An 18836-nucleotide genomic window follows, 5' to 3' on the forward strand; every position below is an offset into this window, starting at 1 on the left:
GTACACGCTAATGAAGGATGCCAGGACCTTACTGTTACACGCGAATTTAACCTGCCACTGGAGTTTTTATTCAAAGCTTATACTGATGCAGAACTTCTAGCACAATGGATGGGCACAACCGTCACCAAGCTCGATTGTCAACCCCATGGAGGATACATATTTGAGACTCGTGATAAAAATGGAAATGTGGTTTTTAGTGCCAATGGCACTATTCACAAATTTGTCCCCAATAAAACCATAGTAAGAACCTTTGAAATGGAAAACAGCCCCTTTGATGTGCAACTGGAACTTCTGGAATTTGAATCGCTGACGCCGGAAACTAGCAAACTGACTATGCATATCGTATACAGAACAATAACCATGAGAGACCAAATGTTGCAGTTACCTTTTGCGCAAGGCATCAACATGGCCCATAACCGACTTGAAGAAATCTTTAAAACTAATAACTATGAATAAACGTCACTCAATCATTTATTGGATTGCTACCGTATGGCTAGCTTTAGGCATGACATCTACAGGCATCGTTCAGCTAATTGGCATGAAAGAAAATGCTGACGCGATGCAACAGTTAGGATATCCCCAATATTTATCGCCTATATTAGGGATTAGTAAATTGTTGGGAGTAGTAGCCATCCTGATACCACGCTACCCCATCCTGAAAGAATGGGCTTATGCGGGTTTTTTCTTTGTGATGTTGGGAGCAATTCTTTCCAATATCGCTGTAGGCAACCCAGCAAATCATGTATTCGGCCCGGCATTACTTTTGATTTTAACTATTATTTCTTGGTATTTCAGACCTGCTAATAGGAGAATAACATTCTAAGCTGATAAAAATATGCCTATGAACCCTAAGGTAGATTTCTATTTCGACAAAACCCGTCCCTGGCAGCAATAAATCGGGCTATTAAGAAAGCTGGTTTTGGATTGTGGCCTGAATGAAGAACTAAAGAGGGGATGCCCCTGCTATACTTACGGGAAAGCTAATATTGTACTTATACATGTGTTTAAAAAATACTGTGCATTACTATTCTTTAAAGGCGCATTGTTGAACGATCCGCATAACCTGCTTATTCAACAAACTCCTAATGTACAAGCGGCTCGGCAATTACGATTTATCAGTACAAAAGAAATTGCCACTAAGGCAGATATCATCAAGGCTTATATTTATGAAGCCATTGAGGTGGAAAGATCAGGCCTAAAAGTAACTTTGAAGAAAACGGAGGACTACCCTATTCCGGAAGTTTTTCAGAAAAAGTTAGCAGCAATGCCGCATTTAAAAAAAGCCTTTGAATCTTTAACTCCAGGCCGACAAAGAGCTTATCTCTTTTATTTTTCACAGCCCAAGCAGCTTAAAACACAAGAAACAAGGATAGAAAAGTGCATTCCGAAAATTCTGGAAGGTAAAGGTCTACATGATTAGGACCTGCATTTTTCTATCCTTATAAAATTACTTTTTGAACTCAAAAATATTATTTAGTAGCACGGATTACACCTCGAATGTATCCAATAGACTCTGCAATACCCATAAAAGGATTATCCATATTACGTTCGTGTTCCAAGCTTACCATACCTGAGTATCCGGTTTTACGCAACATTTTTACAAAGGCTGGAAAGTCAATAATACCGCGCCCCACCTCTACTGAATAACCGAGTTTAGTATTCCCGGTAACATCTTTTAAATGCATATCATAAATACGTTTATGATATTTTTCAAGATCTTTAACCGGATCCTTACCATTGCGCGTATCGTGCCCTATATCCAAACACATACCGATACGGGAATCCAGATTTTTTATATGCTGCCATACATCATCTGCATCGGGATATAATGCAATATCGGGGCCGTGCATATGAATGGCGTATTTCATATCATACTCCTTCACCTTTTGATTTACATAAGGCAACAATTCGTGATTAGGCACTCCCACTATCAGCTTTACACCAACTCTTTTTGCATACTCAAAAGCGGTATCAACAGCACCTTTGGTTTTCATATAAATAGGCCCCACCGCATAACCGGTAACCCCCTTCGATTTTAATTTTTCATGAAATGCGGCAATCTGCTCATCAGTACTATTTAAGGGCAGATGAAAATCCTTAATACAGAGATAATGAACATCGGCACGCTCCATCGTCTCTAGTGTTTTATCCAAATCGAATTTTACAAAAGTGTATCCTGCCATACCAATCTTAAACTTCTCGTAAGTATCTATCGGAGGTTGAGGGGCAGGTCTTTCCGATTTTTGAGCACTCGCACCCAATACTAACAAACTTGCAATCGCGATTAATATTTTCTTCATATTCTAAGCTATTAAGGCTACGAATATAATAAAAGCCATCCGCAATGGAATGGCTTATTGTCTTTTTGATAATATTAGCGGCTATCAATCTTTCCCTATCCAATACTCCTTGGGTGGTTCTGCACCTAGCAAGTGTTTTACAAAATAGTCCCAACGTCTGCGCATCATATAATTGTTGTACTCTCCGTAACCATGTCTAGCACTAGGGAAAATAATGAGATCAAAATCTTTATTTGCTTTCTGTAAAGCTTCCACCACAAGCAAAGTATTGTAAGGGGGTACATTATCGTCCATCATACCATGTGCCAGCATCAATTTGCCTTTAAGGTTTTTTGCATAATTCTGATTAGCCTGAGCCTCATAATCGCTATTTTCAACTAATCCGTTGTAACGCTCACCCCAATCATCTTCATAGTTACGGTTATCATGATTACCCGACTGAGCCACACCCACCTTAAAGAAATCAGGGTATTTGAACATGGCTGCGGCAGTAGCGAATCCGCCGCCACTATGTCCCCAGATGCCCACACGTGTTGTATCCATAGGATAAATAGCCGATAGCTGACGAATAGCTGCTATTTGATCAGGCAAAGTATTTATAGCCATATTGCCGTAACTCGCATCATGGAAACTCTTAGAACGATACGGATTCCCGGTACCTTCTATCACCACAACGATAAATCCTAGTTCTGCCAGCGCCTGATTATCGCCTCTGGATGCAGAGAAACTCCAGTTCCCTACACTACCACCCTGCGGTCCGGGATAAATATAATCCACCACTGGATACTTTACACCTTGCTGCATATTGGTAGGGGTAAATACTAGGCCATAAATATCGGTGACCCCATCTGCAGCCTTTACCTTCACAGGAATGGGAGGTTTCCATCCATGAGCTTTGAGACGCGACACATCAGCTTTTTCTAATGCTACTACCAATTCGCCTTTTATACTTCTATAATTAGCTACCGGTGGCACATCGGGTTGAGAGTATACATCTATAAAATATTTTCCCGATGGAGAAAAAGTAATGGTATGATTACCCTCTTCAGGAGTTAATAAAGTAAGTCCCTTTCCATCAAATCCGATTTTATACAGATAAGCAAAATAAGGATTACCCTTTTCACGGCCATGTCCGGTAAAATAAAGCACTCTATTTTTCTCATCCACACGAAGCAGTTTTCCCACTACCCATTCTCCTTTTGTGATCTGATGTTTCAACTTACCGGTTTTACTATCGTACAAATACAAATGGCCCCAGTTGTCTCTTTGGGAATACCAAATAATTTCACTGGTTTTGGGAAGATACCTCCAGTTGATGGCACCACGCCCTGACTCGAACTGCGTCTCCACCACTTCTTCAAAAACTTCGCGCACCTCACCGGTTGTTGCGTTAGCAATACGCAGTTTGGCACTCTTATGATCCCTCGATGTAGATACAAATGCTACTTCGGAGGCATCCGGAGCCCAGTCTATATCAGCTAAAGAGCCATTACTGGATATATCATCGCCTAAAGTGGCACGATGCGGATCAGGGGGAATGCTAAGAGGGATTACTTTGGCAGCATCTACATCAATGATTACTCTTCTCATCATGATGATATGCTTATCTCCTGGTAAGGGATATTTCCACTTCTGCAACTTGGGAGCCCCCACATTGGTAGTTACTAAATACATATCATTTACATTGCGCTGATTCTGCTGGTAGGTAATAATTTTTTTCGAATCGGGCGACCAGCTTACTATAGGCGCATCACTATGCCGCCAACCGGCATTGTCAGTAGCATAACCATAGTTTTCTTCACCATCAAAAGTGAGTTGTTTTTCCTGCTTTGTAGCTATATCACGCAGCCACAAATTCCAGTCTCTAATAAATACTTCCTTTTTGCCATCAGGAGACACTACGGTATTGCTATTTCTTCTACGCGCAAAAGGCGCTTGTGTTTCGGAACGTGCCTCTGTAATTTCAATTTTGGTTTTCTTTTGCGGATCTACCAGATAAGTTTTATTTCCTGCACGATATCTAAATTTATCATCCTCTAACCAGGAAGGATACGGATGATACCAATCTACATATGCAGCTGTTTTAGAACTTAGGAATTGCTCCGCTCTTCGATAATCTGCTTCTGTAAGGCGCTGTTGAGCACTTGCAAGTTGCCATATCAATAGCATGGATAATAACATGCCGATTCTTGTCATAGGTGATTTCTTTTGGATAAAATTATCCGCTTTCTAAGTATTTCCCAATGAACAAGCAATAAACTTGATAAATGGCAAGCTTTTTAAAAAATGAAAGCCGCATGGTGGCGGCTCTCATATATAATAAGCAAGTAGCTTTAGCTTCTTAGGTGTTTCATAATAATAGCAAAAAATAAATATACAATATTTTATTTAAACCCACTATTTACTTATTTATTTGAAAATCAGCTTAAACGCTTACGCATCCCCTCTACCTGCTGTTGCAAATTAGCCACCATATTAACTAGCTGGCCAACATCCCAATGATGGGCGGCGTTGGTTTTGGTTATAATATATTGGGCTTCCCATATCTCAAGAATCTCTTCCACATTAACTGTGTATGGTTTATAGGCGGGATTGTCGCTAATCAGCGTGAGTTTATTTTTTGTCTTGGAATTCTTCTGAATACGTTTGTACACAATACCTTCATTTCGCGACACAATAATACAAGCCGTATTATTTTTGATCATGTCGAGGGATTCAACCTTTTCTCCCACAATAACGGATCCGCTTGGAGTAGGCAGCATAGAATCGCCGGATATTTCGAATGCACGATAGTTACCTCCGGTAACCATAGGTAGGGTGAACGTATTCAATTCATCAATAAATTCATGATCGGCATAACCTGCCAGATATCCGGCTGCAGCCTTAACGGGCACAAAGGGGATCTGGGTTACCACCGGTGCTAACTTCAACGCACGACGTTTGGCCAGATAGTTATTGCTACTAGACTCCGCACTTAAATCTTTTCTGAGCATATCGTCTAGGGTGAGCCTGAACATATCGCACACTGCCTCCAATACTTTAATCCTAGGCTCAGCGCGTTCCTCTTCATAAGCTCCAAGAAGAGAACGCTTGATGTTAAGCTTTTTTGCGAACTCGTCCTGAGTCCAACCGCGAAGCTTTCTTAAATACTTAAGATTCTTGTTAGCTACCGACATGGCTAATATTTTTAGTGCAATTTACTAATTTTTTTATCAATATAGCAATTTTTCATGTCGGTAGCTTTCTAGCATCTACACCGCTTTCACATCCTTTACATCGTAATTTACGATATCCTGTATGTACTTATTGAGTACTAAAAAATCAAATAGCGGCCTTACGTCTGGTGATACAGGCATATTCTTTAAAGTCACCACCTCATTGGTTTTCTTTCTTAGATAGGGATACGCATATAGTTTTACATTTCTACTAAAGAGATCGCTGATATATGCCAGCAACTCGTGAGCATAATTGGGACCGTATTTTTCCGAATTAAAGATGGTACAGAGATTAGAAATATTTGTAGAAATACCAACACTACGAGGTTTGCACCGGGCAAGATATTGTGCCAGTTTATTATTGCGCTTAAAGTTGGTAACGATTACATTATTACCGGTAGCGCACAACTCCTCCGCCCTGCGTGCGAACACCTCCAACCCTTCCTGCCGCTCGGCATTATCATCTTGTAGTGGATTGCTCATCAATACCTCGATCAATACTACCAAATTGCGGTCATCCACATTTTCCGAGGCCTTAAACTGCTCCACCGCCCTATTAAACAAATCGAAGTTAGGAATAGATTTCTGCAAATACTTGGTACGTAAAATCATTATATCCTTTTTGTAAAGCAGATCTTTTGCCTGCGTTACATTTCCGTTAGGATCAAAAATGGCGGCACTGGAAAATCCCTTTTCGATAAGATAAAGATTTACGAGTCTATCATTAGTATGTTTGAAAGCCGGACCTCTCAAACTAATCATATCTATCTCAACCGAGCCAAAGGATAGATTGTCTGCCAGCGATTCTACCAATAATTGCACATCATGATTGTAATAATACGCCGCGTACACCAGATTTACACCTAAAATGCCTAGTACATTTTGCTGAATACTGGAGTCGCTATCCAACAGTCTCACGTGAAAAATAATATCATTGTACTCCCCACCTGGAGTCAGTTGAAAACGCAAGCCGATCCATCCATGGGCTTCATTGGTCTTACTATAGTTTAGCGTGGCCACAGTATCGGCAAAGGCAAAGAATGTTTTACCCTCGTATTTTTCACCACGCAGTCGCTCAGTGAGCAAATCATATTCATGTTCCAACATTTTTTTCAGGCGAGAACGACTTACGTAACGCCCATTCTCTTCTGCACCATAAATCGCATTGCTGAAAGCCATATCATAAGCCGACATTGTTTTAGCCACCGTACCGGATGCCGCACCGGCTGTAAAGAAATTACGAGCCACTTCCTGCCCGGCACCGATCTCAGCAAAGGTTCCGTAAATCAAAGGGTCCAGATTGATTTTAAGTGCTTTTCGTTTTGTTTCGAGTATTTCTCTTACCATAGGTCAAACGTACAGAAATTTCTAATACTTAAAATACACAAAAATCATGAATTACAATTCCGGTTTTTAAAACTACAAGTGCTTTAATTCCCGACTCCTGTCTTCATCATATAGGATACAATAATTAAACATAAATTTGCTCTATAAGTTTTACAAAAAAATAGATAATATTTATAATATATGACCTTACAACAACTAGAATATCTGTTAGCTGTAGATCAGCATCGGAATTTTATGAAGGCTGCTGAAGCTTGTTTTGTGACACAACCCACCCTGAGCATGCAGATACAGAAGCTAGAAGAAGAATTTGAAACCAAAATATTCGATCGCCGAAAACAACCCATTGTACCCACTACAGCGGGAAAAGAAATTATTGAGCATGCACGCAACATTATCGTTGCGGCAAATGAACTATCCTTTTATGTACAGTCACTGAAAGGCAAGATGCGCGGGCAATTACGTGTAGGGGTGATTCCTACACTAGCGCCTTACCTGCTACCGCTTTTTATTCCCTCCTTTACAAAAAAATATCCGAACGTAAAGCTGATAGTACAAGAACAGACTACGGAAGTCATCATCAACATGCTTAAAGAAGGTAAAATAGATGTCGGACTATTGGTCACTCCTGTGAACGAAGCGGGCATTACCGAACATATTCTTTTTTATGAAGAACTGATGGTATATACGTCCAAAAAGAATCATCTATATCATAAACAATATCTACTGCCCAAAGACATCGACCCCAGTAAATTATGGTTACTGGAAGAGAGTCATTGTTTTCGCTCGCAAATCATTTCCCTATGCGAGCTGCAAAAACAGAATAGCGAGTTTAACAATTTCGAGTATGAAGCGGGTAGCATAGAAACACTGAAGCGAATGGTGGAGGTGAATGACGGTGTTACTATCATTCCTGAGCTGGTAACATTGCATATGCCTAAAAACGAACTGAAGGCTGTGCGTCATTTTAAAAAACCTGCACCAGTACGAGAGGTAAGCCTGATTGTTTACGGCAATTTTGTAAAGAAAAAACTTATTGAAGTACTGAAAAAAGAAATACTAGCCTCACTTCCGGATAAACTAAAGAAGAATGAGAAAAAAAACATCATTCCTATTCAGTAATTACTTTTCATAAACAATATTCTTAAGCAGTACATTAATACGTTTCTTAGAGAGCAGGTCTGTCAGTAATACACCTTTTTGTTTATCCAAATCAAGCAGCGTAACGTCATGTCCGTAGCCTAACTTAAAATATACTCTATCATCAATAATCCATCCTTGCACACCGAACGAATATCCTTTAAAAGACAAGCCATAATTTGTAGTCTCGAGATCTTCATCCAGTACAATGGTAACCATATCCCCGTCTCTGAAGTTTTTCATTTTCCCCTCAATATGCGCTAACACATACTGCTCTTCCTTAACGACGGGTGCTTTTTTATCCTTATTTTTTGCAATCTGCTTCTCGATAGCGTTAATCATATCTGGATCTACACTATCATCCGCTTCCTCTTGCGGCGCCTTTCCAGCAACCTCGGCACTGCTGAATATATTGTATCCAAACTTTGAATTGTACAACTCCGGATACTCAAACAATTCCTTTACGGCAATAATCTTATACACATATAAAGCAGTCTCGGGATTTAGCTTCATAGTGAAATAATTACTGCCTTGCTTTCTTACTGCATCCAGAATATTCCCAATACCAAAATTATAAGCGGCAATTGCCAGGGGCCAATTTACCGTTCCGGCAAGTTTTCTTAAATTCAGATAATTATCACGTATTAATTGACAAGCTACCCGTGTAGCTTTATCAAAATTTTCCCGCTCATCCACTGCTGCACTCACCTGCATACCATATCCCCGGGCTGTTGCCGGCATAATCTGCCAAATACCTTTTGCCCCTACTCCCGATTCTGCCTTGGTCAAAAAACCACTCTCCACGATGGGCAGATATTTTAAATCAGTTGGAAGCCCATAAGCTATTAAATACCGCTCCACCAGCGGTAAGTAAATATTAGCCCGCTGCCTCAAGGAGGGCATATTTACCACCCGTACCTGTTTTTTGATAACATTGATGAGCTTATCCCTTACAAAATCCTGATCAATAGGAACTGGCTCTCCACAGAAAGTAATAATATGCTGACCTTGTGCTGCTCCTCCTATTAATGCAATTCCAATAACACATATGTAGAACAACCGTTTCATTGCCTGCGTAGTCTATTTATGCTTACGCCCTTTTTTCTTTTTAGTTCCTGATGATGGACTTTTATCAACATCCTCTTTAACATCTAACGACGCATCGGTATCCTTACCGCTTGCTTTGCTTTCTACTTTTGCCTGCTCTGTTGTATAAACATTGCCTGAAATAACTATAGTGGCACTTCCTTTTTCCTTACGTCGGTCTTCAATAAATAATACCAGACTCTCATCAGGAACCACATTGGGCGACCGGGTAGCAAAAACAAGATACTGTGTGTTACCAGGACGTATAATAGGAAAGAAATTAATATAGGTGAGATAGCTACATTTAATGAGCATCTTGGCCTGATTGTTTGCATCGTACCAGTACATATATGTCTTTCCCAACAGAAAATCCTCATCTGTATTATTTACGACCTTTAATTTATAGTAGGTATAAATTTCTTTGAATACAATATTCTCTAACGTAATGCTCACACCCTTATTGATTAGATTATCGGCGGCTATATCCAATTTATCGGGAATATCAGTATTAATTAAGGAATCAGCATTTCTAAAGTGGTACAGCGTATCAGCAGCAATAAAGAAATCCGTATTTACCATAGCCATCTGCCCCGGCGGATAATTGTATACATCAATTCCAAATTTACCGTAGCGCTGCCACAGCCCCACTTCTGAGTAAGCTTTTTCGGCTTCCTTACGCTTACGCTCCTCTTCAAGCTGCGTAAGACGTTCCTGAGCTGCTTTTCTTTCTGCTTCTTTTTTGGCAAGTTCTTCTGCCGCCTTACGCTGCTTTTCTTCCTCTGCAGCCTTTCTACTTTCTTCTTCTTTTTGTTTAGCTAATAAAAACTGTTTTTCTTTTTCCTCGGCCTCCCTTTTAGCCTTGGCTAAAGCTTCTGCCTCTTGTTTTTGACGCTCCTCTTCCTTTCTTCGTTCTTCTTCCACTTTCCTCTTGCGTTCTTCGGCCTCTTTTTCCTTTTCCTGTTGAGCACGCACCATTTCCGCTTTCTTGGCTTCAATTTCTTTTTTACGATCCGATTCTTGCTCCTTATCCATCTCAGTTTCATCACTGCCTTTGGCCATCATCTGCTTTTGCTTTTGTACAAAAGCGCGCAACTCTTTCAGATTGGAATGATCATACCATAAAGGGGGTCTACTATCATCATTAATATTATAAGTAGGATCAAATACAATACGAAACATATGACTACGGCCCCCTTCGTTTACAATCATCGAAGTATTAGGCGCAGTTTCATGTTCTTTATTAAACTGAATAGAAATCGATTTTTCTTCGCGACGCTTCGGTATATAATATTCGTAGGCCTTATCATCGGCAAAACTTATATTCAACACCTTGTCGGGAAAGTTGATAATAGTAATGCTCTCCTTTCCTACAATGATTTTCTCACCGTTTATGTTCTGCGCATATCCTGCAATAGATATAGATATAAACAGTATTAAAAGATAATGCTTCATTGTCTCATATTTAGTTTTTGAATCATTCAGCTGTCATAAACGGTACTCCAATTGGTACCATCAGTCTCCTGCTGTCCTTCCATCTTAATAACAAAATTTTTAGCTGGGAAATAGGGTTTGATATGAATGTCAAGATGAATTTTATCGCGCTGCATGGTATCTTGCTCAAACCTATTAATACTAAAATTTTCAACCAACTTTCCATTTCCTGATATACTATCCAAAAATTTCACAATCTGCCCCATTAATTCTTTACGAATATTAGCATTGAAATTCTCAAAAGCTCTCCGATTCAAAAAATCCATCAGAACTTTTGTTACATAATCAAACACCCGTACTACAGAATATACCTGCAAACCCAAATTATTTCCATTAAACAATGTTTTGGAAGAACAAGCTATTACTTTTCCAAATTGTTGCATCATGGGTACAAGATGCATACGCTCCAATACAGCCGCCTCACTTTTTTTAAGCGGAAACTTTACTCCTTCTACTCCTTCTACAACTCCAAACTTAGGACCCGCAGCAGGCTGGCTCATTAACAAATCATACATTTTACCGGCAATAGCTCCTGACGGAGGAACATATAGTGGATCTTTCTCGCCTATTTCATGATATATTCTTCGAGCTACCAGCCAGTTACAACACATCATTACAGCTGATTTATGCACATCGCCACTGGCATGCCCCGACATATTGAATACCTCCATCACATCATCTGCATCTTCCAAATTTTCAAAATCAGTAATGATTAGTACTTTATTCTCATAAGCCACTTTAGCCCATTTTTCCACAACCGAATCAGGCCCTAGGTAACCGGGCAACACCAATAGACTATAGTTATTACTTAAGTCAACCCTGTCGTAATGCATCTTTAACTCCTCTGCTATACTATCTGCGAAATGTGTAAAATCGGGTTCCCTAATGTGTTGTGGTTTGCAATTAATGAAGGAAATATTAGCTATTTGTTCCTTACCGGCATTTTTAAAGAATAAGGACAGATTACGATAGGACCTCTCAAGCGGTCGAAGTTCATCGAAGACCTTATAAAGATTTTGATACAATAATATTTCCTGCTCAGCTGCTTTTTCAATACAATATGCTTGTTGATAGTTTTCGGAAGACAGTACTTCTTCCCATACTTCGAGTTGAGCTAACAAATCAGCTCGGGATTCTTTCAAGGAATCATCATTCAGAAAAATATCCTTACGTGCCGGTCGGCTGGGATCTAGATTAGCTATTCCGGGTATCAGTTGCTCGAGATAATGGATCCCTCCTATAGACTTCAGAAGTTCATGAAAGAACACGGTGGTCGGGTCTTGATTCACCAAATTCGGAGGAACTGCATTTTCAGAATATGTTTGTAATGATTCACTCATTTCCTTATTCATTACTAATCATTCGGGTTAAAAGATCCGATACCTTCTGATGGGCTGGATGGTATATGACTGCTTTGCAGCGAGGAAGATGAAGTTGAAGCGGATGATGACGAAGATGATTCCGAACCGGGCCAAGACTTTACTAACGATGTTTCAAATCCACCGTCGTCAATCATTATTTCTCTGCAGGATACTCTGAACTCTATTCTCATAAAATTATCGTCAAAAGCATCAAAAATCTCTTTATAATACACACAAAACGCACCATTAAAAGCTACTTTTCGTATTACACGCCCGTTGCGATCATAAAACATAGCCACACCATCAGATATATTTTTTCTCGATAGCATCCAATGTATAAGCTGAATGTCGTTAGAAGAAGACTCCACAACAAAGTTGATGATGCCGCCATCTGGGGATCCACTAGGATATCCGTAAGCATCTACCGGCTGAAAAAAACTATAATCCATGTGTACGACGCGCCACTTCTCGCCACTATCAGTTGAGCCTAAAAGCAATTTACCAGTTATAGCCATAGTTATTGATTATTTTGAAGTTCTTTAATAGCTGTTTTTATGCATTGCAGTAATCCCTGCTTTGCTTCAGAGTTTTTCAATACACCCCTCAATTTCTCATTAGCTCCAATTAAATGAGCCAGTTTCATATACTCCCCCCTCCTTATCTTTAATTGTCTCAATGTTTTACTTTGCCTGATGACACCCTCAATATCAAAGTCCTCTATGGCATTAAATTTTAAAACCTCAGACTTGCCCATACCCGAATGTGTTTGCAGTCTTACCTCAACTTTCGGGCGGTAATGAGCGAAAACCTCCTGAATCGTTCTCAACCCATGGACGATTTCAGGTCTTACTGGAGACTCATGAGTAAACTTTCCTACAAAAAGTGTTCTGTTTGCAGGCATTTCATTAATAGTCTCCGCTGCGGTTTTACTTTTATGTATTTCTGGTTCCATGGATATTCATTTAGTCATAATTTACAGGCATAGTTAATATAGCTGACCCTTCTGTCAGGTAATCTGCGGCGCCATAAGCCTTCAATCGCTCCATAGCCTGATGAATACACTGTGTGGGCCTTTGCTCATGAGGATGCCAGGTATAAGGATCCCGAATTGTTATTTGCACCCTTACTGTACGTGGACGGCGTACTGCGCGCAGATAGTAATCCCTCTCATCGGTTTCACGATTGTCGAAAGGATTATAATCATCAATTAAACGCCAATGCACCTCATCAATATTGCCGTTAGAATTCAACCAGTCTGTAGAGTCATAATCCCTTTGACGGATAGGTGGTTCCACCCCATCATCTACTCCACGACCGATAATGCTTCCTGCGTCCCAGCGTGGATTTGCTCTTAACTGTGCGTTAATCATCGAAAAAATACGCTCCTGTATACGAGGATTGGCTAAAAACAGAGCTCTCACATCTTCTTCATAGACTGCCCCATTACCATAGCGATAGTGCATTATATGCCGCAACGCATTGGGCTGGGGATCTACTACCGTCCAGCAGAATACAATGTGACCGAATACCACTTCATCATTTCTTGCAAAACATATAATTTCTGATAGCCCCCTAGCTATGCTAATGTCTTCCATAACTTAACGTTTCTATACTCTTATGCTGCTGTTTCTTTTTCTTCTAGTTGTTGTACCGGCTGCACATCATCCTTTTGGGTTGCGCTGCCCTGATATTCGTTTTTTTCTAGATTATAAAAATTCGTATAGCCGATGCTTTCCATATAGTCCAAATAACCGGTCTCCTTATCAATCGTATACAGTATCTCTCCATAAGGCTTTTTTAGCATAATGTTATGCCCGTTATAAATAAAATAAAGACTATTGGCATCCTTGTGAATGGGATAATTATTTTTATTCAGATACCCTTTCACACGATTTAGTTCTTCATTAAATCTGCTTAAAGACTTCTTTAGACCAGGCTCTTCTTCGGTACCCTCATCAAAATCGAAATTCCCTTTGATACGTCCCATCAAACTCTTTAATGGATTAAAAGCCGCGTCGGCACTGATTTTATCCAAAAAGCTCTGTGCCCCTCCCAAAGGAATGTACTGTAGCAATGTTGCATAAAATTTTTCCTTCGAGGGCATCATAGGAAGCAGCATGGCAGTAATAACATCAGCCACTTTTTGTCGAATTTCAGGAGTTACATTCTTATTATTCAAATCGAGATCCCCCTCCTTCGTAGCAGCTGCTATATTATCCTTACAAGTGCTAATCATCACACTGGCTTGATCATAAAATATTTTTTCTGCGGATGAAGCTATAGCATCCGGGGATTGTGATTGTTGGGATTCTTTCTGCTTGCGTTCAATTTCTTTTGCTCTTTCAATTACTTTTTCTATATAAGAATCTACAGGCAAGGTTTTAATTTGCACATCTGCAGGTTGCAAAATTTTCTTTACTCCTGTTCTTTCTACAATTTTATCAAACAACTGAGCTGTGGTTTCGCTATCGAATCTAAACAGGCTTAACATCGAGGTTAAATGATCTACCAGTGGACAAAGGAAGTTGAACAGTTTAGCAATATTAATCCTCGATGTATCTAACGAAGTCCCTTCCCGAACATTTTTCAATTCATCAATAAAGGCTTCTAAGCGTTGTACACTTTTGGAAGGAATCTGATCCATTCCATTGAGCATCTCTCCAAACTTAGGTAAATCCGGAGGTTTCACTAAACCGGGAAATGCATTCACTACTGTCTTAACGGCCTCTATACATTCACTAATCAGAGATTTAATATCATCTTTACATTGCTTAAGTTTATCAATATTTCCCTTATTATCATGTCCAGTACCAAACCCATCAATACTCAACAGTCTGCCCAAGGTTGCAACCAGCTGTGTTTTTATTTTTCCTGTAAACACTGAAAGAAGATTACTGTTGCATTCGGCAATGACCTTTAATAGTTTATCGTTAGGTTCAAAATATGAGATAGCGTAATGAGTAAGATCGTAAGCATTTCCGAATGAATAAATTTTCCCTTTACCCCTTAAAGCTGCCTCCCTATCAAATACATGGGACTGCTTATACAATGGTGTAGCGATATAAATCACAGATTGCACCCACCATTTTTTCTTGAAATCGGCCTCCTTACACAACTCCTTAATACACTCATTGGCTACATTGCCGCCTTGTCCTAGTCCTACGAAATGAAAACAGGCGGTATAATCCTTCCAAGCGCTTATCTTGCTCTTTATTTCATTGCACAATTTCTTTCCTTCCTTCTTCCGACCTTCGGCATCATCGGCATCAAACTCAAAGAGCACCACCTCGTTATCCGTATTCAATTTATTGGCCAGCTCCTCTTTCATCTTTTTAATATACTTATCCCACTCGCTGTAATCCTGAAAATAATTATACTCCTTATCCACCTTTTTTCCCGGCTCCTCTTCTTCTTTAAAAAACAAATTAACACCTGGGATGGAAGATGCGGCATTTTCCACTGCAGAAGCGACACTGTCCACCTTTGAGGTCACACCTCCAAGCATAGCATCAGCCCCCACTATACCGGCCGGCATATAGCGGACAAATACCAGCATCTGCTTTTTTTCATTAATCTGATATGTCTGTTCTGTTTGTGTGCCGCTCATTCGAATATTTGTATTTTAACAAAGCTTAAATAGCATGACATTGTGTTACAAACAGCCTTCCTATCGTTTAAAACGCACTCTACAATCGGCCTTTGTATATCCCGATATCGTTTCCGTTTCTCCATTGCTATTTGTCTTGCCTTCATGTATCTGCCCATCGGGAGTTTCAATTTCATATCGCACCCCCTCCATAGGTCTATTTGCTTCGTCGACAAGGGAAAATTTCGCTGAGAAATCTTCTCTCTTTGTCCTAGCCGCATTGTCGCTACCGTCTTCTGCTGCTTTCTGCAGCGATTGAGAGTTAGCTACCTTCTGTGCCTGCTGTGCTCCCATTTTACCCACAGTGGAAGGATCGAAAGCTCCGGGAGCAGCAGCTCCACCACCGCCTCCTCCTCCGGAACCGGTATCACCTATCAATACCGTAAAACACCCTTGTACAATGGTACCCCCATGAGCTGTAGTATCCCCCATTCTGGCAGCAGGCATACCTCCAATGAGCACGGTGCCACTACCGCGTATAATTACATCGGGAGGCCCTGTACAGGCACACATAGTTCCCATCGTTGCGGCGGGCAAACCCTGAATCAGTACAGTGGGCACACCGGCAGGCAGTACGGGTCCGCCCACATGTGGTACTACCCCGTTTACCACAGGGCATACATGCATATCTCCTACTCTTGCTGCTGGTTGTCCCATAATATTTTTATTCTATAAAAAATCTTCTTTTTCTTACAGGCGGCTTTTCCGATTCCTTTTGCTCTGATTGTTCTGATTGTTCCGATTCCTCCGGTTTTTGCGCTAATGAAGAAGCGGATGCCGGCGTATTTATTGTTACGACATTATTAGCATTCTGTTGCGACAATACTATCGGCGGCAATACCTCCGATTGCAAAACTTGCATAGCGGTGGGCACATAAAATTTTCCAGCTTGCCATTTAATAAAATATTCAGGTTGCTCACTTTCGGTATAAAAGCAAGAAAAAAACTCAAAAAACTGCTGTCTTTTCTTTTCTTCCCACTGCGGCAGATTGCGTAATAACACTCGCGCATCCCATACTCTGAAAAAGGATCTATCCGACCCGGGCCACTGATAAATATAGTATTGAAGAAATCGACATACCTCTATCAAAGGTTCTTGAGTTTCCAATAATATCGAATGATCAAGCTTTACGAAAGGATCCTGCTTTAATTCGAAACAGTTATCTTCCATTACAAAAAGATAAGGAGCCGCATCCCAGATAGTTTCATCCTCAGTTTCTGCAAATAGTGAAATATATTGTGTATAATTTCTTAGCAGTTGCACCAATGTGTAGGTACCGTTTAACGCTGTATCGTAACATAAATACTTCATCCTTCATCCTTCATTAATTAATCAGAACTAATGCCCCTTTTACAGCTGTTGTCGCATTCCCCTGAATAGAAGTCTGCACTCCTTTTACTTCAGTAATCTGGCCTTCTGCTTTAAAAGAAATATCACCTTTAAGCTCAACGTTCATTGCTTGCACTTTACAATTTCCAAGAGTAGAAGACACTTGTAGTTCCTGCTGTGCTTCAAGATTCATCTCGCCACTAGCCTTAACATCGACCTTACCTCCGGCCCTTATGTTTACATCCCCATCTGCCTGAATATTAATATCACCCTTTGACTTCATTTCTATTTTGGGACCATCTTTAAATAAGCGAAATTCTGCAACCATCTGCCCTCCCGATCTAAGGCCTAAACTCAAATCCTCTCCATTATGAAGAATAATAACACTGTAATTATCTGAATCCTGCGTTGATTGTATTGCTGCCTTTTGTTCGTTATCATTCAGCACTAGACTGACGACGTTTTTAGGTGATTGATTGAAGCTGTCAGCTATAACAAGCACACCTTCATCATCATTTATATCTAGCCGTCTTCCGCTGCGCGAACCAATACGTTTAACGTGATTACCTACTTCTGCAAGTCCCGGAAGATTTCTTTGCGTGTAAACTGCACCACTCACGAAAGGCAGCTCTACATTATTATCCCAAAAAGACACCATTACCTCATCATCTACTTCAGGCAAAAAACGGAACCCTCTATCCCTGCCGGCATGAGGCACCAACATGCTTATCCAAGGACTTTTTTCCTCCGATCCCATCCACGGGAATCTAACTTTGACACGCGCTAATCCAGCATCATCTTCGTTATCGGTAACAATAGCAGGTTGAGGTGTAGCCCTAGTTATGATCAAGGGATTCGTATAAGGCGGTACCGGAACTTCGGCCGGAACAGCCGTAAATGAATTTGAATAATTAGCAGGATTACCAGAGGAATGCGTAATGCGAATAATAATATAATCTTTGCCTTCCGCAGATGAGTTTTCCTTTATTTTAATAGTTCCCCCGACACGTAATTTACTATTTCGGGTGCGCCCCGTAATTTCTACTGCAGATGCAATGATAGCTTGCTGCTCCAGCCTTAATTTATCTGAAACAACATCCTGATTAAATCCTGATGGAACATACAGGCTACCTGGTTCTTCCTCGATAGCTCTAGAACCTGCCTCCTCCGAAGCCTGGAAGATAGGATTATCAGGAGCGGTTTCTCTTGTATTTACCTCTATTACTTCGCTTCTGAATATATCAGTAGTAACCATCCCCTTAGGACTACGCACCAATTGTGCGCGAAGATCCAGATTGGAAATATCGCCAGGCAATGTTAGCTCCACGATCTCATCTTCGGAACGTTTTCCAAATTTCAAATGCTCTCCATCATAGTACATCCATTCCCCGAAACGAATGGCCAAATAACACAAAAACTCAAAAAGGGTTTGATGATACTGAACAATATAATGCAATTCTTTGGTAGTAGAGGGATCTTTTTCGATGCTATTTTTAAGATCAGAATGTTTGAAGGCCTTATCAATAATATCAGAAAGCGTCTGCTTATAATAAGACTTACATACTTTTAACTCATCCACCTTACAAAAAATACCTTTCCCCGAAATTTGAAACTCGTGATATTGTTCATCAATCATGGTAGAGTTTACCTCACACACAATTCCTTTAAATGTATGATTATTGTTTCCATCTACATCCTTAAAAGTAATGACAACATCCTTCCCAAGAACCCTTCTCTTAAAATCAATAACACTACTAAGAATATCTTCAGAAATTGCAGGTTGCAATGAAAAACTAAAATGATTTACATTTAGCAACTCTTCATGCAACTGCAATGAAGAGAATACAATTGGCCTATCCTCATTATAATCCTGAATAACAACTTCAACATTGGTAAATAAAGTACTTTCAGGCATATGCTTTT

18 protein-coding genes are annotated in these 18836 nt (G+C 40.1%); 4 read left to right on the forward strand and 14 right to left on the reverse strand.

Annotation, left to right across the window (positions count from 1 at the left end; genetic code table 11):
• Positions 1-57 precede the first annotated feature (57 nt).
• From PIECOFPK_RS12545 to PIECOFPK_RS12555, 3 genes are all read left to right on the forward strand, one after another.
• Positions 58-456 (forward strand): SRPBCC domain-containing protein, encoded by a 399-nt coding sequence (locus PIECOFPK_RS12545; protein ID WP_409966827.1) that lies wholly within the window; start codon positions 58-60, stop codon positions 454-456.
• Positions 449-823 (forward strand): DoxX family protein, encoded by a 375-nt coding sequence (locus PIECOFPK_RS12550; protein ID WP_409966041.1) that lies wholly within the window; start codon positions 449-451, stop codon positions 821-823. Before PIECOFPK_RS12545 ends, PIECOFPK_RS12550 begins: the two co-directional genes overlap by 8 nt.
• A gap of 90 nt (positions 824-913) precedes the next feature.
• Positions 914-1420, forward strand: a complete 507-nt coding sequence (locus tag PIECOFPK_RS12555) for a YdeI/OmpD-associated family protein (RefSeq protein ID WP_409966828.1) — start codon at positions 914-916, stop codon at positions 1418-1420.
• A gap of 49 nt (positions 1421-1469) precedes the next feature.
• Here PIECOFPK_RS12555 and PIECOFPK_RS12560 read toward each other — a convergent pair whose 3' ends face one another.
• The 4 genes from PIECOFPK_RS12560 to PIECOFPK_RS12575 form a co-directional block, all read right to left on the reverse strand.
• Complete coding sequence (locus PIECOFPK_RS12560) at positions 1470-2300, reverse strand: sugar phosphate isomerase/epimerase family protein (protein ID WP_330973933.1); 831 nt, start codon at positions 2298-2300, stop codon at positions 1470-1472.
• An 84-nt stretch (positions 2301-2384) separates the two neighbouring features.
• Positions 2385-4496 carry a S9 family peptidase gene (locus tag PIECOFPK_RS12565; protein ID WP_409966042.1) on the reverse strand — a complete coding sequence of 704 codons (2112 nt, stop codon included), beginning with the start codon at positions 4494-4496 and terminating at the stop codon, positions 2385-2387.
• 224 nt (positions 4497-4720) lie between these two features.
• Entirely contained in the window at positions 4721-5476 is a 756-nt protein-coding gene (locus PIECOFPK_RS12570; protein WP_409966043.1) for an XRE family transcriptional regulator, read from the reverse strand.
• 75 nt (positions 5477-5551) lie between these two features.
• Positions 5552-6862: a hypothetical protein gene (locus PIECOFPK_RS12575; RefSeq protein ID WP_330973930.1), complete on the reverse strand. Its 1311-nt coding sequence runs from the start codon at positions 6860-6862 to the stop codon at positions 5552-5554.
• Between the two features lie 180 nt (positions 6863-7042).
• Between PIECOFPK_RS12575 and PIECOFPK_RS12580 the strand changes: the two genes are divergently transcribed.
• Positions 7043-7981, forward strand: coding sequence for a hydrogen peroxide-inducible genes activator (locus PIECOFPK_RS12580; protein ID WP_409966044.1), 939 nt, complete (start codon positions 7043-7045; stop codon positions 7979-7981).
• Here the strand turns inward: PIECOFPK_RS12580 and PIECOFPK_RS12585 are convergent, their stop codons facing one another.
• Genes PIECOFPK_RS12585 through PIECOFPK_RS12630 form a run of 10 tightly spaced genes read right to left on the reverse strand, consistent with a single transcriptional unit; the run spans position 7982 to position 18828 of the window.
• Positions 7982-9067, reverse strand: coding sequence for a lytic transglycosylase domain-containing protein (locus PIECOFPK_RS12585; RefSeq protein WP_330973928.1), 1086 nt, complete (start codon positions 9065-9067; stop codon positions 7982-7984).
• Between the two features lie 12 nt (positions 9068-9079).
• Positions 9080-10537, reverse strand: coding sequence for a cell envelope integrity protein TolA (locus PIECOFPK_RS12590; RefSeq protein WP_330973927.1), 1458 nt, complete (start codon positions 10535-10537; stop codon positions 9080-9082).
• 26 nt (positions 10538-10563) lie between these two features.
• Positions 10564-11916: a type VI secretion system contractile sheath protein TssC gene (locus PIECOFPK_RS12595; RefSeq protein ID WP_409966045.1), complete on the reverse strand. Its 1353-nt coding sequence runs from the start codon at positions 11914-11916 to the stop codon at positions 10564-10566.
• A 14-nt stretch (positions 11917-11930) separates the two neighbouring features.
• On the reverse strand, positions 11931-12452 hold the full coding sequence (tssD, locus tag PIECOFPK_RS12600) for a type VI secretion system tube protein TssD (RefSeq protein WP_330973925.1): 522 nt from the start codon (positions 12450-12452) through the stop codon (positions 11931-11933).
• 2 nt (positions 12453-12454) lie between these two features.
• On the reverse strand, positions 12455-12889 hold the full coding sequence (locus PIECOFPK_RS12605; RefSeq protein WP_409966046.1) for a hypothetical protein: 435 nt from the start codon (positions 12887-12889) through the stop codon (positions 12455-12457).
• A 10-nt stretch (positions 12890-12899) separates the two neighbouring features.
• Entirely contained in the window at positions 12900-13532 is a 633-nt protein-coding gene (locus tag PIECOFPK_RS12610; protein WP_330973923.1) for a hypothetical protein, read from the reverse strand.
• Between the two features lie 20 nt (positions 13533-13552).
• A complete protein-coding gene (locus PIECOFPK_RS12615; RefSeq protein ID WP_409966047.1) occupies positions 13553-15544 on the reverse strand; it encodes a hypothetical protein in 1992 nt (663 codons plus the stop codon).
• 60 nt (positions 15545-15604) lie between these two features.
• Complete coding sequence (locus tag PIECOFPK_RS12620) at positions 15605-16240, reverse strand: PAAR domain-containing protein (protein WP_330973921.1); 636 nt, start codon at positions 16238-16240, stop codon at positions 15605-15607.
• 7 nt (positions 16241-16247) lie between these two features.
• Positions 16248-16895, reverse strand: coding sequence for a DUF4123 domain-containing protein (locus PIECOFPK_RS12625; RefSeq protein WP_409966048.1), 648 nt, complete (start codon positions 16893-16895; stop codon positions 16248-16250).
• Positions 16896-16908: 13 nt separating this feature from the next.
• A complete protein-coding gene (locus PIECOFPK_RS12630) occupies positions 16909-18828 on the reverse strand; it encodes a type VI secretion system Vgr family protein (RefSeq protein WP_409966049.1) in 1920 nt (639 codons plus the stop codon).
• Between the last annotated feature and the right edge of the window lie 8 nt (positions 18829-18836).

Source organism: Chitinophagaceae bacterium C216 (genome assembly GCA_028485475.2).
Lineage (GTDB): Bacteria > Bacteroidota > Bacteroidia > Chitinophagales > Chitinophagaceae > Niabella > Niabella composti.